Origin of the sequence: Virgibacillus sp. MSJ-26, from assembly GCF_018918075.1 — a bacterium.
GTDB lineage: Bacteria > Bacillota > Bacilli > Bacillales > Amphibacillaceae > MSJ-26.
This window is the reverse complement of sequence record NZ_JAHLPW010000030.1, coordinates 1-21,049: the sequence shown is the minus strand read 5'-3', so window position 1 is coordinate 21,049 and position 21,049 is coordinate 1. Positions and strand designations below refer to the sequence as shown.

The window sequence follows — 21,049 nt, the reverse complement described above, 5'->3', positions numbered from 1 at the left end:
CCCATCATTTTAAATGAGTAAGATCCCTCAGAGACGATGAGGTTGATAGGTCCGAGGTAGAAGCGTGGTGACACGTGAAGCTGACGGATACTAATTGATCGAGGACTTAACTAACTTTTATCTATGTGATGTCATTGACCTCTACTCTTATCTAGTTTTCAAGGTATAAAAAAATATAATATAATACTTGCTTTTTTGGGAATAACATATATAATGTTTATTGTGACTATTTCCGTTAATAAACATTATAGATAAAATTAATAGGTCTGGTAGCAATAGCGAAGAGGTCACACCTGTTTCCATACCGAACACAGAAGTTAAGCTCTTCAGCGCTGATGGTAGTTGAGACTTTGTCTCCGCAAGAGTAGGACGCCGCCAGGCCCATTAAAAGTATCACTTTTAAAGCTCTGCCAGAAATAGCTCTATTAAGTAAAAAAAGACATTAGTTACCATATTCCACAGTAGCTCAGTGGTAGAGCAATCGGCTGTTAACCGATCGGTCGTAGGTTCGAACCCTACCTGTGGAGCCATGGAGAGCTGTCCGAGCTGGCCGAAGGAGCACGATTGGAAATCGTGTAGGCTACGAAAGTGGTCTCGAGGGTTCAAATCCCTCGCTCTCCGCCATTCTATACTTAGTAACATTAAATTATAATTATTGGCCCGTTGGTCAAGTGGTTAAGACATCGCCCTTTCACGGCGGTATCACGGGTTCGAATCCCGTACGGGTCACCAACGGAGGATTAGCTCAGCTGGGAGAGCACTTGCCTTACAAGCAAGGGGTCGCAGGTTCGAGCCCTGCATCCTCCACCATTCAACATTGATTATAAGCATGCAACTTTTAATTTTTAATCATATCGCGGGGGGGAGCAACGAGTATTACTTCCACCGAATAATCTGCGAGTAACCCCAAAGCACAAAATATCTTTGAATAAGCTATAAGATACAGGGGAAATTAAAGGTTAGTTTAATCAAAACATGCATTATCAATTTAATATTTGTTAATATATCGCGGGGTGGAGCAGTCTGGCAGCTCGTCGGGCTCATAACCCGGAGGTCGTAGGTTCAAATCCTGCCCCCGCAACCAAATTTATTCAATTGACTATGTCGAATTTACTTTTAGTTAATATGAATATCAGTATTACTGTACAACCAAGTTAAATCATACATATGCTATGAATATATTAAACTTGATACTAATACTATGGTCTGGTAGTTCAGTTGGTTAGAATGCCTGCCTGTCACGCAGGAGGTCGCGGGTTCGAGTCCCGTCCAGACCGCCATTTATCTACTTAAGTAGATAAATGCACTATATTTTAACGTACTTATTAGTAAAGGCTCGGTAGCTCAGTCGGTAGAGCAAAGGACTGAAAATCCTTGTGTCGGCGGTTCGATTCCGTCCCGAGCCACCATTTTCATGGAGGGGTAGCGAAGTGGCTAAACGCGGCGGACTGTAAATCCGCTCCCTCAGGGTTCGGGAGTTCGAATCTCTCCCCCTCCATTAATATTCAATAGGGGTATAGTTTAAGGGCAAAACTACGGTCTCCAAAACCGTCGCTGCGGGTTCGAATCCTGCTACCCCTGTTTTATGGCGATCGTGGCGAAGCGGTTAACGCACCGGATTGTGGCTCCGGCACCCGTGGGTTCGATCCCCACCGGTCGCCCTTTTTATTAAATATTGGGCTATAGCCAAGCGGTAAGGCAACGGGTTTTGGTCCCGTCATTCCCTAGGTTCGAATCCTAGTAGCCCAGCCACTTGCGGAAGTAGTTCAGTGGTAGAACACCACCTTGCCAAGGTGGGGGTCGCGGGTTCGAATCCCGTCTTCCGCTCCATTAATTCATTAATTACATGGCGGCATAGCCAAGTGGTAAGGCCGAGGACTGCAAATCCTCTACCACCGGTTCAAATCCGGTTGCCGCCTCCAAAATCTATATTACATGCCAGTGTGGCGGAATTGGCAGACGCGCGGGACTCAAAATCCCGTTCCTTCACGGGAGTGCCGGTTCGATCCCGGCCACTGGTATCGACGATAAAATTTATATTAAAACATTTAACTCATAAACCTTTATAGAAATAAAAGGATTATGGGTTTTTTACTTTTGTGTTTTAAATTGCTTTCTAAATCAAAAAAGTTAATGAAGATAATAAGAAATATCCCGATCGCCAGTGTAAAATTTGTCATGTTTTCGTATAATTATTTCCCTATATGTCTATAGAATAAAGCGTGTTTTCTTCCAGTTCAATAAGTAAAGCGAGTAAAATTATGGTTGAAAATACAATCCCAGTGATTTTCATACTAGTTAATGCAATTGACCCAATCCAACTCTGTTTCCAATAAAAATTCCGCAATTCACTAATAACTGGTATTTATATCATCCTAAGTAAGGTAAAATAAAGTGTTAATATATTATTTGCTACCGACTGTATTGCTAATTTTCTGTTCCAGATGTCATTGTTATATCTCGCTTTTATAAATACATTACATTCACTAAAACTAGTATTCTATTTTTTAAATTAAGAAATGTCATAAATTAGATACATTACTATATTAACAACAAATGAAATCGCTTTAGTTATTATAAAATAATACGAAAAGCAAATATGTGAAAAAATCACAATAAAATGAGTGGATATTAACAATAATACATAATATAATGGGGATTGAAGGATGAATGACACAATAATATGCTCAATATTTCACAAAAAGAGGAGGGCTTACAATGACGGTTGTAGAGAAAAATGTAAGTAAGAATGAACAGGTAACAATGATGATTGATAAGTTGGTGGAGCGCGCGAATCATTCATTAGCGAAATTGAGATTACTTGATCAGGAAGAGATTGACCGTATTGTGAAAGAAATGGCTCTAGCAGGATTGGACCAACATATGCCTTTAGCGAAATTAGCAATAGAGGAAACAGGACGTGGTGTGTATGAAGATAAGATAATCAAAAACATGTTTGCCACAGAATATATTTACCATAATATTAAGTACAATAAAACCGTTGGCGTTATAAGTGAAAGCAAGCAGGAGGGTATGGTTGATATCGCAGAACCTGTTGGTGTTATATGTGGAATTACACCTGTTACTAATCCAACATCAACAACAATGTTTAAAGCACTTATATCTATAAAAACACGTAATCCTATCATTTTTGCTTTTCATCCTTCTGCACAAAAGTCTAGCTCTCAAGCTGCAAAAGTGTTATATGATGCTGCACGAAAAGCTGGTGCTCCAGTTGACTGTATTCAATGGATTGAAACTCCATCTGTAGAAGCAACACAGAAACTTATGAATCATGATGGGATTTCATTAATTTTGGCTACTGGAGGATCAGGCATGGTGAAATCAGCTTATAGTTCGGGAAAACCAGCTCTTGGTGTTGGCCCTGGTAATGTTCCTTGTTATATTGAACAAACAGCCGATATTAAACGTGCTGTAAATGATCTGATTTTATCCAAAACATTTGATAATGGAATGATTTGCGCATCAGAACAAGCCGTCATCATAGATCATAAGATTTATGAATCTGTTAAAAGTGAACTAATTGAGAATAATTGTTATTTCCTAAGTGAATCGGAAAGAAAAAAAGTTGAAAAAACGGTAATTAATGAGAATACTGGTTCTGTGAATTCAGATATTGTTGGAAAGCCTGCCTACGAAATAGCTAAGCTAGCTGGTGTTGAAGTTAATAGAAATACGAAAATATTATTAGGCGAAATTGAGGGTGTTGGCCCAGAATTCCCCTTATCAAGGGAAAAGTTAAGTCCAGTTTTAGCTTGTTACAAAGTAAGGAGTACGGAAGAAGGAATAAAACGTGCAGAAGAAATGACGGAATTCGGTGGTCTAGGACATTCTTCGGTCATCCATTCTAGAAATCAGGAAGTGATCGATGCTTACTCACTTCGATTAAAAACAGGAAGAATTATTGTGAATTCACCTTCCTCCCAAGGTGCTATTGGGGATATATATAATGCACATATGCCTTCATTAACATTAGGTTGTGGAACGTTTGGGGGGAACTCAGTCTCTTCTAACGTAGGAACCGTGCATTTAATGAATATCAAAAAAATGGCTAGGAGAACAAACAACATGCAATGGTTTAAAGTTCCACCAAAAGTATATTTTGAGGAGAATTCAATTCAATACTTGGAAAAAATGCCTAATATTAGTAAAGCATTTATTGTTACAGATTCATTAATGGTAGATCTTGGTTATGTTGATAAAGCATTGTATTATTTACGTAAACGAACCGATTATGTACACTGTGAAATTTTCTCAGATGTGGAGCCAGATCCTTCCATTGAAACCATTAGAAAAGGTACAGAACGAATGCAACAATTTAAACCAGATGTGATTATTGCACTTGGTGGAGGTTCACCAATGGATGCGGCAAAAGCAATGTGGTTATTTTATGAGCATCCTGAAGAAGACTTTAATAATTTAAAACAAAAATTCCTTGATATTCGTAAACGAATTGTTAAGTATCCGAAGTTAGGAAATGAAGTACAATTTGTTGCCATCCCAACAACCTCTGGTACAGGATCTGAAGTTACTTCATTCACAGTTATTACCGACAAAGAAACAAATACGAAATATCCATTAGCAGATTATGAATTAACACCGGATGTTGCGATAATTGATCCTCAGTTTGTTATGTCAGTGCCTAAAGTTGTTACAGCAGATACAGGGATGGACGTGCTAACACATGCGATTGAGGCCTATGTGTCGTGTATGGCAAATGATTATACAGATGGACTTGCTATCAAAGCCATTCAGATGGTTTTCGAGTATTTACCAAAATCCTATCATAACGAACATGATGAATTAGCTAGAGAAAAAATGCACAATGCATCAACTATAGCAGGCATGGCATTCTCAAATGCTTTTCTTGGAATTAACCATAGTTTAGCTCATAAACTAGGAGCAGAATTCGGTATTGCACATGGACGCGCAAATGCTATTCTATTACCACACGTTATTAAATATAATGCAACAAAACCAGAAAAATTTGCGACATTTCCTAAATATGAGCATTTTATTGCCGATCAACGATATGCTGAAATTGCACATAACTTGAGGTTACCTGCAAGTACGGTTGAAGAAGGGGTAGATAGTCTAATTAAAGCTATTATTAAATTAGCAAAAGAACTTAATATTCCTATGAGTATTGAGAAGGAAGGAGTTACAAGACAAGCGTTTGAACAAAAAGTCGATGCACTAGCGGAACTAGCCTTTAGTGACCAATGTACGACATCAAATCCAAAATTACCTCTTGTTACTGAGCTGGCTGAGATTTATCGTAAAGCGTATAAAGGTGTTAAGTAGAATCGTTTTATAATTATTGTAGATTGTTCATTTTGTACTTTTATAATGATATGGAAAAAACAGCAGTGGACAATATAAACTGGATCCTAGATAATAGACACTGATAAAAAACAGTCAGTCGCCCTCTATTATCTAGGGTTTTTTTATCGTACAATAAAATAAAATGATGAGGTGTGAATGATGGGTGTCAATTATTTTTCAGATGAACAAGTTCATGAGTTACAATGTCATCCATACGTGGATAAAGTTTCTTATAAAGCAATCACTTACTCAGAGGATTTCAAGGTGCATTTCATGATGGAATATGCTTCTGGCAAACTTCCTACCCAAATTTTCCAAGAGGCAGGCTTTGATGAAGAAACATGGATGAATATCCAGAATGATTATATAAATAAAGTTAAAAATGGTAAGCTCATAAAAGTAGATGCCGCTCATTATATTCATAATATTAAGTATAAACAAATAGCGGAGGAATCAAAAGAGTTTTTAGACGGGTTATCCGATTATTAATTAGGTGAATAGAGTTGACTAATGAAATCAGGTATCATATTTGTTTTTCAAAAGCTTAGTTAATCGATGGAACAGTAGCGATTTGCAATTAAAAGTTAAGTAATTGTAATAAAATATCCTTTCATAACCTCATATAGCTTTGTACATACTAAATTTTAGAAAGGTAGAGGTGTTTATGGAAAATAATCAAATTGACGTATCGTACTTTAAATCAAAATATCCTTTGCTCAATAAAATAACGGAACGAGAGTCAGTCTTTTGGCAAAATCCTCATTTAGAACAAATGAACGATGTTCCTGAATTACCTATTTCAGTAGAAGACATGAAAGAAGCAGAAGCATTATGGCATCGTTTTGCGCCGTTCTTTGAAAAAGCTTTTCCAGAAACGAAAGAAACAGATGGGATTATTGAATCGCCTATTAGAGAGATAAATAGTATAAATGGTAAGTTAAATGATATGTACTCTAAAACGGTCGAGGGTAATTACTACTTGAAATGTGATAACGAATTGCCCATCGCAGGGTCGATAAAAGCGCGTGGTGGCGTATATGAAGTACTTTATTACGCTGAGGAACTAGCAATCAATGCTCAGATGATTAATAAAGATGATAATTATGAGGCATTTTACAGTGAAAAATTCCGTAAGTTTTTCAGTCAATATTCCATTGGTGTCGGCTCTACAGGCAATTTAGGTTTGAGCATCGGCATCATAAGTGCCAAGCTTGGATTTCACGTTACGGTTTATATGTCTTCAGACGCGAAGCAATGGAAAAAGGATTTACTCCGCAAAAAAGGGGTTCTTGTTAAGGAGTTTGCTGGTGACTTTAGTGTCGCAATTAAGAGTGGTAGGCAGGAGACATTAAATCATCCGGATGGTTATTTTGTAGATGATGAAGACTCAATGCATCTATTTCTAGGCTATAGTGTTGCTGCATTAAGACTTGAAAATCAATTAAAGGAAAAGGATATCGTCATTGATAAAGATCATCCATTATTTGTCTATTTACCATGTGGGGTAGGAGGTTCTCCAGGTGGGATTACTTATGGATTAAAACAGGTATTTGGTGATCATGTTCACTGCTTTTTTGTTGAACCGACCCATTCACCATCTGTGTTAATTGGTTTACTGACAGGCTTAAATGAAAAAGTTAGCGTGCAAGATTTTGGCCTTGATAATCACACTGAAGCTGATGGCTTGGCGGTAGGCCGGCCTTCAAAATTTGCGACGTCTATTAGTGACTATTTAATTAGCGGAGTTTACACTTTACAAGATGATGAATTATTTAAACTGTTAACGGTATTGTTTGAGGAAACTGACATCTTTATCGAGCCATCTGCAGCGTCGAGCCTCAAAGGGCCTTGGCAAGTTGCTCAATCTAATTATATGAAGCAACATCAAATCAACCCGGAAAATGTGACGCATCTCGCGTGGGCAACAGGTGGTGCGCTTGTACCGGAAAGGGATCGAAAGCACTTTTATGAAAAAGGGAAAGCATTGCTTGATGGGTAATTAGAAATAAATTCAAAAGGCTCAGATTATTTTTGGGATTTGGGTTTTTTAAATATGAATGAATGCCTAGATTAGCCTCCCCGGAAATGTACTCGCACTATATTCCAGGTAGCGTGCTGACATTAGCCTCCCCGGAAATGCACTCGCACTATATTCCAGGTAGCGTGCTGACATTAGCCTCCCCGGAAACGCTCTCGCACGATCTTCCAGGTAGCGTGCTAACATTAGCCTCCCTGGAAATTCTCTCGCGCGATATTCCAGGTAGTGTACCCGCTAAATACTAACCAACACGCTCTTCAGTAAGCCTTTCCTTTTTGCGTAAGCGTTTTTTGTTTTTACTTGAAAAGGATAGGTATGTTCCGATCCTCAAGATTTTTTCAAGTGGGCCGTAGCGAAATCTTTTTAAATATAAGGTGCTAAAGATTACTTGGGCTCCGAAGATGGCGATACCGAGGAGCAGTCCCCATGTGACACCGAGTTGGGCAAATAAACCAATCCCATATCCGTAAAATATAGTTGTACATATAACCGTTTGCATTATATAATTTGTTAATGATAATTTACCGACGTTCTCAAGCGGTCTTAAAAGCTTTCCGGTTTTTATTTTGCTGTAAAAAATACCGAATAGAAATATGTATCCTAGGGCGAGTAGTATTTCTCCGATAATGATAGCACCGTCACTGTTTTGGAAATAACTATAACTTTTTAAAATAAATCCTAAGAGTAAGCAAATGATTGCCCCTCGCAAGTACATTCGTTTTTCTTTTCTCGGACGTGAAAACCATTCCATTTTGCCTGCATACATACCGAGTAAAAACATGGGAGCAATGGTGAAAGGGAGGAGAAGTAGAATAATGCCTAACTTTTCATCCTCTAATTTATCAAACATAGGGTCGTCCCCGTTATTACGGTGTTCCTTAATCTCAGCGTAATCTCCATGGCTATATATTTCTGTTGTCTCTTCAAGGTAAGGCTCAAAATCAATTATTGTAAAAGGATCATTTTCTTCTTCTGAAAAACTGAATAGACTACTTAACCCCAAGAATGAAAACAAAATGATAGACCAAATAAGCATCGTTTTTGCTTTTCGATTCACAAAGATAAGAAGCAAAATGCCCATCACACCATACAGGGTTAAAATATCACCTTCCCATAAATAGGTCGCGTGGATATATCCGAAGACGATTAAAATAAGTGATCTACGAAAAAGATGAGATTTTATACGCAATTGTTTTCTTTCTAGACTATCTCTCATTTTAATGAGTGAATAGCCAAATAAAAACGTAAAAATAGGCAAAAAGCTTCCTTCAATAGCAATTTTAGTGAAAGCATAACTCCATTTATCAATTCCAGAAATATTATAAAAATCTATCTCGTCTTTTCCCCATATTCCGTATTGGAAAATAAGTAAATTTGCTAGAAGAATTCCTAGTAAGCTAAACCCGCGTATACCATCAATGGCATGAATTCTTTTATTTTGATTCATTATGCTGTCTCTCCTTTTTTATGTTCTATTTTTATTGTAAGGAGAGCAGTTTTCTCACTTATAACTAATCAGCTTAATTCTACCTTAATTTTTGCGTAAATCTCTTCAGCTTCTATTAAACTACATGTGATAAAATTAAAATGGGTGATGGAAATGAAACAAGCACATATTTTATTAGTTGATGACGAACAGTCCATTTTACAAATGGTTGAGATGGTCATGCTAAAAGAGGGATTTCAAAATATACATAAAGCAACAACAGGGCATGAGGCGTTGCAAATTGTGAAAGCAACACCCCTAGATTACATCGTTTTAGACGTGATGCTTCCAGATACCAACGGTTTTGATTTGTGTAAAAAAATACGTGAATACACCGATGTCCATATTTTATTTTTAACAGCAAAAGTAACTGATTTTGATGTGTTAACTGGATTTGAAAGTGGTGGCGATGATTATGTGACAAAGCCTTTTAATCCACTGGAAATTATCGCTCGAATGAAAGCACACTTAAAACGGATGGACAATAATAAGATTTCAATACAAAGAAGTCATAATAAAAAGATTCATGTCTTTGATCATTTTACGGTTGATGAAGAGGCTGGAGAACTGATTGTAGAAGGTGAACCCGTCTCAGTTCCTGCTCAGGTCTTTTTATTACTTATTTATTTTTGTAAACATATTAATCAAGTTCTATCTAAGGAACAGCTTTTCGCGTCGGTGTGGGGGTATGATCATATGGCTGATGATAATACGGTAATGGTTCACGTTAGGAGAATTAGAGAACGAATCGAACCAAATCCAAGTGACCCTATCTATTTATTAACTGTTCGAGGCCTAGGATATAAATTGGTAAGGAGAAAATCATGAAATTAAGAGGTCGGATTTCATTTCATTTTTTAATTCAGTTTATTGTTCTGTTTGTAACAACTTTTTTAATTATTATCGGATTGCTCGTTCTACTGGTCAATGTGATGGCGGATGAAGAGCTGGCCATCAATCCGCATAAGGCTATAGTAGAAAATTTGCCAATCAGCACCATCATTTCTGATGATCAAGTTGAATTAAGCAAAAAATGGGTGGATGTTTTAACAGATAATAATACGTGGTTACAAATCATCAATCAAGATGGAGAGGTCATTCATGCATCGAACACGCCTGATTCATTACAAGACGCTTATTCGATTAATGATCTTTTGAAGATTGAAGAAACAGGTAAGTATGATCAATATACGGTGGATACTCATTTTGAAACATGGGAACCAAAACCTTATTATTTTTTGTTCGGTTATATCAATGAAGGCGAAGAGTTGATTAATCAGTGGCATGACAAATACAGCGACAAAGGAATGATTAATGAATCTCTTTTACCAGAATTAGAACAAGAATTGGAAAAACATGACGGTAAAGTAGAAATTTTTGAAGACGGAAAAGTTATCCAACAAGCGGGACAACCTGTTGAAGGTCATACTAAAAAGTTAGATATTATGGCTCAAATTCACGCTCCGGGTAAACAAAAAACAGAAACATCTATTTATCATGATAAGCAAACAGATATTGACTGGGTATTCTATGCGCCAAATAAAGAAAAAAGTCATGGTGGGAAGGGATTTTTTCTATCCAAAGAGCTACAAGTTATTTTTCTCAGCCTTGCCATCAGCTTGGGGATTGCCATTGCATTTTCAATCTGGAATGGCTACCGGTATGGAAAGCCATTATTGCTTTTTATCAATTGGTTAGATGTTATTAAAAATAAACAATACGACGATATTTTATCGAAAAAAGAACAAAAGAGGATATATAGAAAAAGTGGTAAAATCAAACTTGGCTATCGACTATATAAAGAAGTCATTGAATCATTCTCTAAAATGGCTCAACAACTAGCTGCAGCTGAAAGGGATAGGGAACAATTAGAAAAAACTCGAGAAGAGTGGATGTCCGGTATTTCCCATGATTTGCGCACTCCGATCTCGAGCATTCAAGGGTATGGGCATATGTTGGAAAGTAATAAATATAATTTTTCTCAAAATGAATTGCAGGGGATTGGGAAAGTCATTCGAGAGAAATCTGATTATATGGTAGGTTTAGTGGAGGACTTTTCGCTTGTTTTTAAATTGAAAAATAGTTCGATAGCAATCGATAAAACGGTCGTTGATATGAATCGATTTATTAAAAAAGTTCTAGCGAAATTTCAAAATGATTTAACGTTGAAAGATTATACGTTTCATTTTGAACCTGGTGATGTATCGTATAACGCTGCGATTGATCCTAAGTGGTTTGTTCGTGTGCTTGATAATTTGATCTATAATGCTGTAAAACATAATCCAATCAAAACAACGGTCACAATAAGACTTAAACAAGAACGCGAAAATTTGAGAATTGACATTCTCGATGACGGGATTGGTATGGATGATGAGTTTTTAAACAACTTATTTGATCGCTATTATAGAGGAACAAGTACTCAGGAGCGTTCAGAGGGAGAAGGGCTTGGTATGAGTATTGCAAAAGCCGTTATCGAATTACATGAAGGTGAGATTAGCGTACAATCCAAAAAGGGCGTTGGTACGACTGTAACAATATTATTAGGGACTACTTGATTTACGGGGATGGTAGAAAATTGGTAAAATATAAATTCTTGGATTCGAAATACGAAAATATGCCGTCTTACATTGCTGCTACGGAAATACACTACGTTTTCCGCAGGGGGAGAAGAATTGAAGTTCATTCTTCTTTGCGGCTGAGCCTTCTCGAGCTACGCTCTGCGGTGTCTCATTTAGGCTATCTCTCCTGCTAGAGTTTCCGTGTATTTCCTCCGCTGTAATTCAAACCGATATTAAGGAATTAATAAAACAACCCGGACAATGGTTTTTATTTTTATCCCATTGTCCGGGTTCTATTTTCCCTCCTTACTTATGTAGCAGCCACCTATTTAATATGCCACGTCGTTTTCAACCACTCGCTTGCTGGGAAAATTGTTTGGATGGATAGTGATTGTTCTTCTAACTTGTTAGGTATAGCTTGTAAGAAAAAGTATGCTAAAGCAATACCGATAATCGTGACAATTAATACGATTAAAATAACCCATTTACCTTCCATTAAAAAATGCCTCCCTTTATATGGAATAGATAATATATATTTTCATTCTCGCAAGTGTATTACTAGTCAATGACGTTATTAACGTCGTAGTTAGCTAAGTCAATATCAAGCTCTTCTCCGAGTACAAGTTTGGCTAATTGTTCTCCTACGTAGGGGCCGGTTGTTAAACCAGACGCGCCCAGTCCGTTACCGATGAACAAATTTTCATTACCAGGGAGGGTACCAATAACAGGTATGGAGTCAGGTGTCATTGGACGAAAACCCACTCTAGTATCTGATATTGCCCAATTAGCCAAATCAGGAATAACATCTAACGCTTTACTGATTATTTCGTGCACACCACCGGCTGTAATATGAGTATTAAAACCAACGTTATTTTCGTGTGTGGCCCCGATGACGAGATGGTCAGCAAAGGGGACGATTGATAAGTTAGTCAAAGGCATAATCACTGGCCACTTTTCTAATCCTGATGTAGGTGGAGTGAAATGTAAAATTTGTCCGCGTTGTGGTCGGGATTTAAAAGTGATGCCAAGGGGCTTTAAGGTTTCTTTCATCCAAGCTCCTGTTGTACAAACGATCGTATCTGCAGTGATGGTTTCACCATTGACCGTAATGCCGGTAACTTTTTCATTCGTATGTAAAAGAGTCGCTTTACCATATATTAATTTGGCACCGTTTTTTATTGCCCCATTAATTAAAGCCTCATTCATTAATTGTCCGTCCACTCGTGCAGCTCCTGAAACATGAATAGCTTCATATCCTTCACCGATTAGCGGTACAATATGTCTTGTTTCGTTATTATTCAACATGCTTAAACTTCCCATTTCAGGAATATCGTCAATTTGTTTTATGCCGCGATTATAGGTTTCTTGTAATTTATTACGATCGTCATGCAGTTTTAGAGCACCAACACGAGCGTAACCCGTCTCCATTTCGCCGTCATTGTTTAATTCTTCAACGAGCTTAGGGTAAAGCCTAGCTCCTTCTTTTGCTAAGTGATACCACGCTTTATTTCTTCGTTTACTCAGCCATGGGCAAATAATTCCTGCAGCGGCAGAGGTCGCTTTACCTTTTACATGTTTATCTACAAGCGTAACGTTTACGCCATTTTTAGCAAGTCGATAAGCTGTCATTGATCCTAAAATGCCAGATCCGATAATAATACAATGCGTCATATTTAAAAATCCTTTTTTGTTTAATTGTTGGTATATCTATTAATTAATGTTATCGTTAAAAAATATAATTGTAAATTTTAAAGTCTAAGTGTGGAAACAATCTTTTAAAACATGCTTAAGATCAGTCATAATAGGTAAATATGATAATTAGTATAACTTTAAATTGTGGAGGCCTTAGTCTAAATGAACAAGAGACGTAAAGTAGGATGGATTAGTTTAATAAGTGCCCTCGTTATTGTGTTAATTCTTATTGTATTATCATACTCAAATGTGACTAATTTAATTAAAGGATCGAATGTAGGGTCAAACGATTCTGAATCGAGTGACGAGATGTCTGAAGGAACAAAGCAACAGGTGAAGAAAGTGCAAAATACTGTTGGAAAAGAGCACCAAGAGATTGGTAAATTGATAGCAGCGGCTCATAAATTTTATAACAACACAACGGGATACGGGGCAATAAAATCACTGGACTGGGACGAACAAAGAGAAGAAGCAGCCCTACTGATTAACCAGCTGAATGAGGAAATCACCAAGATTAACGATGAAGCTTTATTAACAGACATACAGAAATTAAAGAATCTGGCAGAACAAATTTTAAACGAGGAAGAGAAAGAAACGGTTATACATATTCATAGACTCGTTCACGACTTAGATATCGCGTTGAACGATTACTCAGGTTATGATAAAATTTGGAATGTGACGGAAACATTGAAGCAACCAGGCGATAAAGCAAATTGAAATGCTATTAAAATAATGTGATTTTTGATAATCTTATTAAGAGATGAGCTCATATATATTCACGATAAAGGAGAATAACGATGGGAAAAACATTAATTTTTGGACATAAAAATCCTGACACAGATACAATCTGTTCCGCACTTGCCTATGCAGATTTAAAGCAAAAACTTGGGATGACTGCAGAAGCAGCAAGATTAGGAGCAGTTAACAAGGAAACACAATACGCTCTTGATTATTTTAATTATGATGCACCACAGTTAATTGAAAAAGTAGCGGAAGACGTTGACAATGTGATCCTGGTTGATCATAACGAATTCCAACAAAGTGTGGACAATATTCGTGACGTACATATTATTGAAGTGATTGACCACCATAGGGTTGCCAATTTTGAAACGAAAGATCCACTTTATTTCCGAGTTGAGCCAGTAGGGTGTACCGCTACAATTCTTTATAAAATGTATAAAGAGAATGATATTGGCGTAACTAAAGATGTGGCAGGTTTATTGCTATCTGCAATCATTTCGGATTCATTGCTACTAAAATCACCAACTTGTACAGAAGAAGATGTGAAAGTGGCTAGAGAGCTTGAAAAACTTGCTGGAGTAGATTTAGAAAAATATGGTTTTGACATGTTGCAAGCTGGCGCAGACTTAAGTGATAAAACAACGAGCGAACTGCTTTCAATGGATGCTAAATCATTTACGATGGGAGGCCGCAACGTTGAAATTGCTCAAGTAAACGCTGTTGACATTAAAAAGGTTTATGAAAGCCAAGATGAATTAGAAGAAGAAATTAACAATCTCATTAAAACAAAAGATCTATCATTATTCTTACTTGTCGTCACAGACATTATTAATAATGACTCAGAAGTACTCGCACTTGGTGACGACAAAAGCAAAGTAGAAAAAGCATTTAACATCAACTTAGATAACAACCGAGCATTGCTAAAAGGCGTCGTCTCACGCAAAAAACAAATTGTCACCGCCCTAACAGACGAGTTTAAATAGAGGGACGTGGGGACAGGCACGCTGTCCCATTCCTGTGGGCCAAGTAGCAGGTAGTAAATAAAAAGGGATGCAAATCATGAATCGATTTGCATCCCTTTTTTCATTTGAGAAGTATTAAGCGGGGTAGGAGTGTCATCCATACATTTGTATAAAATTTAATTTGCAATTGTATTGTCCACACACTTATAATTGTAATTAATTTATAATTTTAAATATATTGACATCGTTATGCGTCATTTATTTTAACATGTCATGGGAGGGGAATTCGTGAAGCCATTATTCCATATTAGACAGAATAGTTATTTGATAGATACATCATTGGACATACATATCACCAATCTTCCACCATTTGATATTGTTACGCTAAGAGCCGAAATGCGCGATAATTTTGGCACTAATTGGAAATCGAGTGCGACATTTAAGGTTGACAGCAAGGGAGAAATTAATTTAGCAACCGCAAAACCTATATCGGGAACTTATAGCACCGCTGATGTCACAGGCTTGTTTTGGTCAATGGTTCCTCAAGTAAATGATAAACACAAGAAGAGGACGCCCCTTAAACCGCTGGAAACAAATCTGATTTTAATGAGGGAACGAGAAGTTTTAGCAGTCACTTCAATCATTCGTAATGTAATTTCGCCTAAAGTGGATAGGTTTCCTGTACGTGAACAAGGATTGGTTGGAACATTCTTTTGCCATTCAAAGAGCGAACCATTGCCTACTATCATTATATTAGGTGGCTCGGAAGGTGGACTTCAAGAGAGTAATGCAGCGTTATTGGCTTCATATGGATTTAATACACTAGCTTTGGCGTATTTTGGTATTGAAAATTTGCCAAAAGAGCTAGTAAATATTCCCTTGGATTATATCGAAGTAGCAATAGATTGGTTAAAAGATAATCCAAATGTAGATTTTAAAAAACTTGGTATATTCGGCACTTCTAAAGGCGGTGAACTAGCACTATTAAGCGCGTCAATGTTTCCTGAAATTAGAGCTGTTGTAGGTTATGTACCTAGTGGAGTTGTTTATCCAGGCCTGGGTCAATCAGCACTTGGGGTATCTTCATGGCAATTTAAAGGAGTGTCACTACCATTTGCTTATGGGGAAGTACCAGAAGAAGTTACTAAGAAAATTAAACAGGCAAGTCATAAAGGAGAACCGATATCTTGGCGTAAGACCTACCAATCGTGGGCTGAAGCCGGGGAACAAGCTGAAATTGCAGTCGAAGCTATACAAGGTCCTGTTCTATTGATTTCAGGAGGCGATGACCAGCTATGGCCTGCTGATTTATTATCTGAAAAAGTAATAACACGATTGAGAGAATATGACCATCCTTATGATTACGAGCACATTAATTTTCCGAAAGCAGGACATTCATTCGTAATGCCTGGCTTACCTACTACACAATCTGTAGTATCCCCCTTTGGTAAAAATATGAAATTGTTACTTGGGGGAAATCCACAAGACAACTCGCAGGCTCAATACAGTGCGTGGCAAAGCGTGAAAGCTTTCTTTAATAAATACTTAAATAATAGCCCAAATTGATTTATTATATTTAAACAAACAGATGTCATAAAAGAGATTTTTTTTGCACCTTGACGTAAAAACAATTGCTGATAAATGTTAAAAGATAGTGAGTTTGCTAACATTAACAATGAGGCCATTTAATGTAGTAGTGAAACCTTCTTTAAGAGTATAATGGCTCGAGATGACAATTCATTTTACTATATTTAGACAGGGGAAAAGTAATGATGGAAATTAGAAAATACCTTAATTTTATTAAAGAAGTTGAAGGATTGAAATCTGTGACAAGGACTTCTTGGATGCAATCGGGTCGTCAAGAAAGTACAGCTGAACATTCATGGAGATTAGCACTTTTTGTATCCATCACTGCTAAGCAATTTCCAGAATTAGATTACGAAAAAGTCTTGTTTATGAGTTTAATTCATGATCTCGGTGAACGTTACAGTGGAGACCAATCAGCAGTATTATTGCCAGATAAACAAGAAAAAACAAGAGTAGAAAAGGCAGCAATTGAAAAGTTAGCACGTTTTTTGCCGTCGGAAGCAGGTCAGCAAATAATTGATGTTTGGAAGGAATATGAGGAGGGTGTAACTAAAGAAGCGGTTTTTGTGAAAGCACTTGATAAGGCTGAAACCATCATTCAGCATAATCAAGGTCAAAATCCCTCTGACTTTAACTATGAATTTAATCTCACATACGGTCTGAAATATTTTGAAGAAGGAGCTTTTTTAAAAGGTTTAAGAGCGGAATTGGATAGAGAAACAAAAAACAAACTAAACAAATAAAGAATTCTCATTTCATATAAAGCTAAAAGGTATTGATAACGCAGGTCTATACGTGAAGCGCTCATCTACAATTGGGTGCTTGTCTTAAAGAGATGTATATGAACAACTCGGATATGTTGAAACAAATATAAAAATGGAAAAGTCATTATAGGTTATTACTGATGGAGTGTTGTAACTTAATAATGTGATTGCCGCTATGACCATTGCTTTTTACTAAAACAGAGACGATAGATTCTTTCTTAAGGAGGTGCTTCCGATGGAGTATGACATAAACCCGCAAAGGCTATCAACATTTACTCTTGTCTTTATTACCATATTGTGGATTGAGTTAGCAAGTAATTACGGACGCTCTATATGGCTTTTCTTAATCGTTTTATTAATAGGAATAGGGTTAGCTTCATTTCGGTTTAAATTCACCGTCTATACGGAACATTTAGTGTATCAAATATTACTATTTAATAAATCCATCTTCAAAAAGGAAATTTATCCTGACCAAGTCAACGAACTGAAATTCATACGTGTCGGTTGGGCTAAAAAAGCTGCAATTATAAAGATGAAAAAAGGCTTAAATATTAGATTATCTGTCCTTGAACCTCAAGATGCGTATAATCATTTAATTGAATTTGCAGAGAACCAGGGTATAAGTATGTCTAAAACAAAAGACTATCAAATTTTGGAAAGAAGGAAACAAAGGAGTTAATAATGTGCCGGATCTTACCACTTTTATAATACCTTTATTAATTGTTCTAGTTTTTAATGTTGTTCTATCCATTACGCACAAAGATACAACAAAAGTGGATAAAGGATTTAAGCTCAATTATTTTAGGTTATCGTATAGACGAAAAATGATTAGAACCTTAACAACCTTACCTATAGCAATTTTGGCACTTATAGTGATTTACCTTTATGCAGATTGAGGTAGGTTAGTAAATGTGTTATTTGGAATGGCATTACTTATAATTATTACAGTCCAGTTCATTTATAATTATCGTATGTGGAAGAAAAGTGAAGCGTAATTCAAGCCAGTTAAACAATTGGGAGTTTTTCATGAATAGAGTCCCTCTCGCTTAAGTAAGTGGATTTTAAATAAACAGTATAAAAGAAAATCAATATGCTAGATTACTTGCATATGGCCAGGAATGGGACAGTGTGCCTGTCCCCACTGTCCCTAAAAATCGAAAGTTATTTTGTTGATGGTATAGTGCTTCATAGCTTTCCAGTCGATGTCGTAGCCGATGCCGGGTTTGTCGGGGACATGAATGAGGCCATCGTTGGCCGTTACTTCGGGTGTGATGATGTCTTGTTCCCAGTAATGAACAGACCCTGCTGTGTCACCAGGTAAATTAAATTGAGGGAGTGTTGTTAATGCAATATTATGTGCACGACCAACTCCTGCTTCTAACATACCACCACACCAAACAGCCACGTCATTTTCTCTACAAAGATCATGGATTCTTTTTGCTTCTGTTAACCCACCGACTCGACCGATTTTAATATTGATTATCTTGCAACTCCCCAGCTCAATCGCTTTTCGTGCATCTTCATAAGAATGAATACTTTCATCTAAACAAATAGGCGTATTGATTTCTTTCTGTAGTTTGGCATGATTAATAATATCATCATGGGCAAGCGGTTGTTCAATCATCATGAGGTCAAAGTCATCTAATTGTTTGAGTAACTCCACGTTGTTTAGGGTGTAAGCAGAGTTGGCGTCTGCCATGATCGGCGTATCAGGAAAAGCCTTACGAACCTCATGAAGAAGCTCAATATCAACCCCGGGTTTTATCTTTAATTTTACCCGTTTATAGCCTTGTTTTAGCTGATAATGGATTGTGTTCAGCAAATCTTCAATTGTCGGTTGAATGCCGATACTGATACCTACGTCAATCTCAGTCTTTATTCCACCCAACGCTTCAGCAAGCGTGATTCCCTTTTGCTTGGCATAAAGGTCCCAAATGGCTCCTTCCACAGCAGCTTTTGCCATGCGATTACCTCGTATCGAAGAAAATAGTTTGTTGACATCATCTGGATGACTTATGTTATTTTCTCGTATAATATCGATTAAAAAGTCTGTGATGATATGTTCATTGGTTTGGACGGTTTCTTCTGTATACCACGGAGACAGGAATGCTACAGATTCACCATATCCGTGGTTGTTATTTACATCAATGGCTTCTATAATGAAAAAATCTTTGTTTTGTAGTGTCCCAAAACTAGTTGAAAAAGGATTCTTTAATTTCATTGATAATTTATGTAAGTTAATTTTCTTAATCGGAATCAAAGTGCAGTCCCTCCTTAGTTGCTAGTTTACCATGAAACTAATTTAAAGATAAAAAACAGGATTTGTGTGGTAAGAAAATCCTGCTTTTCCTGGTTTCTAGAAATCTATAACATTAGACACCTCTAAGGGAACTTTATAGTGAAGTCAGTTGTTACTTTGGATAAATTTCTCTACCATATTTTAAGTAGATAACTTTATATTACCAGACTATGATACAATAACATATAATAGACTGGCTTCGCATGAGGGGTTAGGTAACACTGTAGATCTTTTTGGAAACATTTTTAAAAGTTTTCAAGAAGGAAGGTGATGCCAATGGACATTGTTAGTGCATTAACGCTGATGATATCTTCCTTAGATGTTAGTGGTGTTCATTGTTTCTGATAAAACCCGAAAAAAATAATCCCTCATGCACTTTAGCTGGTTTGTGAGGGATTATTTCTCTTCGCTACCTACCCCTCTTGTTGGGGTTCAGTCTATTGCGACCGTTCCGTGTTATAGCATGGAACGGTCTTTATTATTGTATGCATTTATCGTGTTTCTATGAGATTATACCACGAAGTCAATGTTTGTACACGTTTAAAAATTATTTTAATGTTAATACAAGAAATATTTTTACCTAGTATGAGTGCTTTTTATTTATGAATCGCGCCCGATAATGAAAAAGTCTATATAACTTCTCAGGACCGTTTAGAAAACACTACAAAAGAGATGAAAACTGTCATCATTGTTAAAGCAGCTAAGACACTTACAGTCTGATAACCACTTAATGCTACCACATTAAACTGGAATAACCCCATTAAAACAATCATATACCCCAGGATAAAGAAATAACTGACAAACATCCCTTTTTCTTTGATCCGTTTCGAGCGCTCGTCATTTTCTTTAAAATGGGGATAAAGATAAGCATTACAAAATGCCATCACGCTAACTCCAAACAAAACTATATCGTGACCTATTGGAAATAAACCACCTGAAATAGCAGCAATACTTGTTATTACACTAAATGCTAAAAAGAGAAATCCAAAAACAATAAATTGAATTTGCCCTGCTTTTCTGCTCATAATTCAACCTCCTAATATGAATAACTTACTTATAATCTTTTTCTTCCAAAAAGAAGATACTTTCCACTTTTGTTTCAAACAGTTCTGCCATTATCATCGCAAGGGGAAGAGATGGATTATACCTGCCCTTTTCGATAGAAATAACGGTTTGCCTGGAAACACCTAACTTTTCCGCTAATTTATCTTGAGAAAAACCAATTTCTTTTCTATGTTCACTTAACTTGTTTTTCAAAGTCATCACCACCTCTGTTCATATCAAGTATATTGTAAAGGGAACTTTACGTCAAGTCCCCTTTACAATAATTGCATAAAAATTGTAAAAATCCTTTTCAAACAAAAAAGAGGCTGGGACAAAACTCAGCTAAATAGCGAAAAAGGAATTCAGTATACTGGATTCCTTTTTCGCTTTAGATTTAAAATAATTGATTATTCTGCTAATAATTAGTAAACAAAAAGAGCACCTTCTGGTAAGATAAAAGTGACCAAACCATTACTCACCGGAGGTGCTCTTATGTTTAAACATTATACCATGAATCAAGTGATTTTGCCTT

At 36.7% G+C, this 21,049-nt stretch carries 17 protein-coding genes, 14 tRNA genes and 2 rRNA genes; 26 read left to right on the top strand and 7 right to left on the bottom strand.

From position 1 onward, the window contains the following. The 19 genes from KQI49_RS17890 to KQI49_RS17800 all read left to right on the top strand — a co-directional run. A 23S ribosomal RNA gene (locus KQI49_RS17890) occupies positions 1 to 114 on the top strand; the annotation flags it as partial. Positions 115 to 265: 151 nt separating this feature from the next. After that, a 5S ribosomal RNA gene (gene rrf / locus KQI49_RS17885) occupies positions 266 to 381 on the top strand. A gap of 74 nt (positions 382 to 455) precedes the next feature. Continuing rightward, a tRNA-Asn gene (locus KQI49_RS17880) sits at positions 456 to 530 on the top strand. Position 531: 1 nt separating this feature from the next. Then, positions 532 to 624: transfer RNA gene (locus KQI49_RS17875), tRNA-Ser, on the top strand. Positions 625 to 657: 33 nt separating this feature from the next. Continuing rightward, a tRNA-Glu gene (locus KQI49_RS17870) sits at positions 658 to 732 on the top strand. A gap of 2 nt (positions 733 to 734) precedes the next feature. Then, positions 735 to 810 (top strand) — tRNA-Val (locus KQI49_RS17865). Positions 811 to 1,007: 197 nt separating this feature from the next. Next, positions 1,008 to 1,084: transfer RNA gene (locus KQI49_RS17860), tRNA-Met, on the top strand. A gap of 119 nt (positions 1,085 to 1,203) precedes the next feature. Further along, positions 1,204 to 1,280 (top strand) — tRNA-Asp (locus tag KQI49_RS17855). Positions 1,281 to 1,333: 53 nt separating this feature from the next. Continuing rightward, a tRNA-Phe gene (locus KQI49_RS17850) sits at positions 1,334 to 1,409 on the top strand. 7 nt (positions 1,410 to 1,416) lie between these two features. After that, positions 1,417 to 1,498 (top strand) — tRNA-Tyr (locus KQI49_RS17845). A 12-nt stretch (positions 1,499 to 1,510) separates the two neighbouring features. Next, positions 1,511 to 1,581 (top strand) — tRNA-Trp (locus tag KQI49_RS17840). A 7-nt stretch (positions 1,582 to 1,588) separates the two neighbouring features. Further along, positions 1,589 to 1,661: transfer RNA gene (locus KQI49_RS17835), tRNA-His, on the top strand. 15 nt (positions 1,662 to 1,676) lie between these two features. Then, positions 1,677 to 1,752: transfer RNA gene (locus KQI49_RS17830), tRNA-Gln, on the top strand. Positions 1,753 to 1,755: 3 nt separating this feature from the next. Then, positions 1,756 to 1,830 (top strand) — tRNA-Gly (locus KQI49_RS17825). An 18-nt stretch (positions 1,831 to 1,848) separates the two neighbouring features. Next, positions 1,849 to 1,922 (top strand) — tRNA-Cys (locus KQI49_RS17820). A gap of 15 nt (positions 1,923 to 1,937) precedes the next feature. Further along, positions 1,938 to 2,021, top strand: a tRNA-Leu gene (locus KQI49_RS17815). A gap of 697 nt (positions 2,022 to 2,718) precedes the next feature. Continuing rightward, a complete protein-coding gene (gene adhE, locus KQI49_RS17810) occupies positions 2,719 to 5,325 on the top strand; it encodes a bifunctional acetaldehyde-CoA/alcohol dehydrogenase (protein ID WP_216490935.1) in 2,607 nt (868 codons plus the stop codon). A gap of 180 nt (positions 5,326 to 5,505) precedes the next feature. Further along, the gene (locus KQI49_RS17805) at positions 5,506 to 5,835 is read left to right on the top strand and encodes an HTH domain-containing protein (RefSeq protein ID WP_216490934.1); all 330 of its coding nucleotides are present in this window, start codon (positions 5,506 to 5,508) and stop codon (positions 5,833 to 5,835) included. A gap of 175 nt (positions 5,836 to 6,010) precedes the next feature. Next, a complete protein-coding gene (locus tag KQI49_RS17800) occupies positions 6,011 to 7,345 on the top strand; it encodes a D-serine ammonia-lyase (protein WP_216490933.1) in 1,335 nt (444 codons plus the stop codon). Positions 7,346 to 7,411: 66 nt separating this feature from the next. On the opposite strand, the gene KQI49_RS17795 is transcribed toward KQI49_RS17800, so the two are convergent. Next, positions 7,412 to 7,570, bottom strand: coding sequence for a hypothetical protein (locus KQI49_RS17795; protein WP_216490932.1), 159 nt, complete (start codon positions 7,568 to 7,570; stop codon positions 7,412 to 7,414). 55 nt (positions 7,571 to 7,625) lie between these two features. Beyond that, complete coding sequence (locus tag KQI49_RS17790) at positions 7,626 to 8,831, bottom strand: DUF418 domain-containing protein (protein WP_216490931.1); 1,206 nt, start codon at positions 8,829 to 8,831, stop codon at positions 7,626 to 7,628. Between the two features lie 153 nt (positions 8,832 to 8,984). Here KQI49_RS17790 and KQI49_RS17785 point away from each other — a divergent pair, with 153 nt between their 5' ends. Next, on the top strand, positions 8,985 to 9,698 hold the full coding sequence (locus tag KQI49_RS17785; protein WP_216490930.1) for a response regulator transcription factor: 714 nt from the start codon (positions 8,985 to 8,987) through the stop codon (positions 9,696 to 9,698). Continuing rightward, complete coding sequence (locus tag KQI49_RS17780; protein ID WP_216490929.1) at positions 9,695 to 11,425, top strand: sensor histidine kinase; 1,731 nt, start codon at positions 9,695 to 9,697, stop codon at positions 11,423 to 11,425. Before KQI49_RS17785 ends, KQI49_RS17780 begins: the two co-directional genes overlap by 4 nt. A 328-nt stretch (positions 11,426 to 11,753) precedes the next feature. On the opposite strand, the gene KQI49_RS17775 is transcribed toward KQI49_RS17780, so the two are convergent. Both KQI49_RS17775 and KQI49_RS17770 read right to left on the bottom strand, forming a co-directional pair. Continuing rightward, entirely contained in the window at positions 11,754 to 11,924 is a 171-nt protein-coding gene (locus KQI49_RS17775) for a hypothetical protein (RefSeq protein ID WP_216490928.1), read from the bottom strand. 62 nt (positions 11,925 to 11,986) lie between these two features. Next, on the bottom strand, positions 11,987 to 13,099 hold the full coding sequence (locus tag KQI49_RS17770; protein WP_216490927.1) for an NAD(P)/FAD-dependent oxidoreductase: 1,113 nt from the start codon (positions 13,097 to 13,099) through the stop codon (positions 11,987 to 11,989). Between the two features lie 183 nt (positions 13,100 to 13,282). Between KQI49_RS17770 and KQI49_RS17765 the strand changes: the two genes are divergently transcribed. The 5 genes from KQI49_RS17765 to KQI49_RS17745 all read left to right on the top strand — a co-directional run bounded on the left by KQI49_RS17765 (position 13,283) and on the right by KQI49_RS17745 (position 17,853). Beyond that, entirely contained in the window at positions 13,283 to 13,837 is a 555-nt protein-coding gene (locus KQI49_RS17765) for a hypothetical protein (RefSeq protein WP_216490926.1), read from the top strand. Between the two features lie 80 nt (positions 13,838 to 13,917). Continuing rightward, on the top strand, positions 13,918 to 14,844 hold the full coding sequence (locus KQI49_RS17760; RefSeq protein WP_216490925.1) for a manganese-dependent inorganic pyrophosphatase: 927 nt from the start codon (positions 13,918 to 13,920) through the stop codon (positions 14,842 to 14,844). Positions 14,845 to 15,111: 267 nt separating this feature from the next. Beyond that, complete coding sequence (locus tag KQI49_RS17755) at positions 15,112 to 16,389, top strand: acyl-CoA thioesterase/bile acid-CoA:amino acid N-acyltransferase family protein (protein WP_216490924.1); 1,278 nt, start codon at positions 15,112 to 15,114, stop codon at positions 16,387 to 16,389. A 206-nt stretch (positions 16,390 to 16,595) separates the two neighbouring features. Beyond that, positions 16,596 to 17,153, top strand: coding sequence for an HD domain-containing protein (locus tag KQI49_RS17750; RefSeq protein ID WP_216490923.1), 558 nt, complete (start codon positions 16,596 to 16,598; stop codon positions 17,151 to 17,153). A 256-nt stretch (positions 17,154 to 17,409) separates the two neighbouring features. Continuing rightward, the gene (locus tag KQI49_RS17745; protein WP_216490922.1) at positions 17,410 to 17,853 is read left to right on the top strand and encodes a hypothetical protein; all 444 of its coding nucleotides are present in this window, start codon (positions 17,410 to 17,412) and stop codon (positions 17,851 to 17,853) included. Positions 17,854 to 18,321: 468 nt separating this feature from the next. On the opposite strand, the gene menC is transcribed toward KQI49_RS17745, so the two are convergent. From menC to KQI49_RS17730, 3 genes are all read right to left on the bottom strand, one after another. Then, positions 18,322 to 19,431, bottom strand: coding sequence for an o-succinylbenzoate synthase (gene menC, locus KQI49_RS17740; protein ID WP_371817603.1), 1,110 nt, complete (start codon positions 19,429 to 19,431; stop codon positions 18,322 to 18,324). A 683-nt stretch (positions 19,432 to 20,114) separates the two neighbouring features. Beyond that, a complete protein-coding gene (locus tag KQI49_RS17735) occupies positions 20,115 to 20,498 on the bottom strand; it encodes a hypothetical protein (RefSeq protein WP_216490921.1) in 384 nt (127 codons plus the stop codon). 25 nt (positions 20,499 to 20,523) lie between these two features. Next, positions 20,524 to 20,730, bottom strand: coding sequence for a helix-turn-helix transcriptional regulator (locus KQI49_RS17730; protein ID WP_216490920.1), 207 nt, complete (start codon positions 20,728 to 20,730; stop codon positions 20,524 to 20,526). Positions 20,731 to 21,049 lie beyond the last annotated feature (319 nt).

Coding starts and splice junctions, on each gene's coding strand:
- KQI49_RS17775 (WP_216490928.1), bottom strand. CDS start 11,924: ATGGAAGGTAAATGGGTTATTTTAATCGTATTAATTGTCACGATTATC.
- KQI49_RS17745 (WP_216490922.1), top strand. CDS start 17,410: ATGGAGTATGACATAAACCCGCAAAGGCTATCAACATTTACTCTTGTC.
- KQI49_RS17760 (WP_216490925.1), top strand. CDS start 13,918: ATGGGAAAAACATTAATTTTTGGACATAAAAATCCTGACACAGATACA.
- KQI49_RS17805 (WP_216490934.1), top strand. CDS start 5,506: ATGGGTGTCAATTATTTTTCAGATGAACAAGTTCATGAGTTACAATGT.
- KQI49_RS17735 (WP_216490921.1), bottom strand. CDS start 20,498: ATGAGCAGAAAAGCAGGGCAAATTCAATTTATTGTTTTTGGATTTCTC.
- KQI49_RS17800 (WP_216490933.1), top strand. CDS start 6,011: ATGGAAAATAATCAAATTGACGTATCGTACTTTAAATCAAAATATCCT.
- KQI49_RS17795 (WP_216490932.1), bottom strand. CDS start 7,570: ATGTTAGCACGCTACCTGGAAGATCGTGCGAGAGCGTTTCCGGGGAGG.
- KQI49_RS17790 (WP_216490931.1), bottom strand. CDS start 8,831: ATGAATCAAAATAAAAGAATTCATGCCATTGATGGTATACGCGGGTTT.
- KQI49_RS17780 (WP_216490929.1), top strand. CDS start 9,695: ATGAAATTAAGAGGTCGGATTTCATTTCATTTTTTAATTCAGTTTATT.
- KQI49_RS17785 (WP_216490930.1), top strand. CDS start 8,985: ATGAAACAAGCACATATTTTATTAGTTGATGACGAACAGTCCATTTTA.
- KQI49_RS17770 (WP_216490927.1), bottom strand. CDS start 13,099: ATGACGCATTGTATTATTATCGGATCTGGCATTTTAGGATCAATGACA.
- KQI49_RS17765 (WP_216490926.1), top strand. CDS start 13,283: ATGAACAAGAGACGTAAAGTAGGATGGATTAGTTTAATAAGTGCCCTC.
- KQI49_RS17750 (WP_216490923.1), top strand. CDS start 16,596: ATGGAAATTAGAAAATACCTTAATTTTATTAAAGAAGTTGAAGGATTG.
- adhE (WP_216490935.1), top strand. CDS start 2,719: ATGACGGTTGTAGAGAAAAATGTAAGTAAGAATGAACAGGTAACAATG.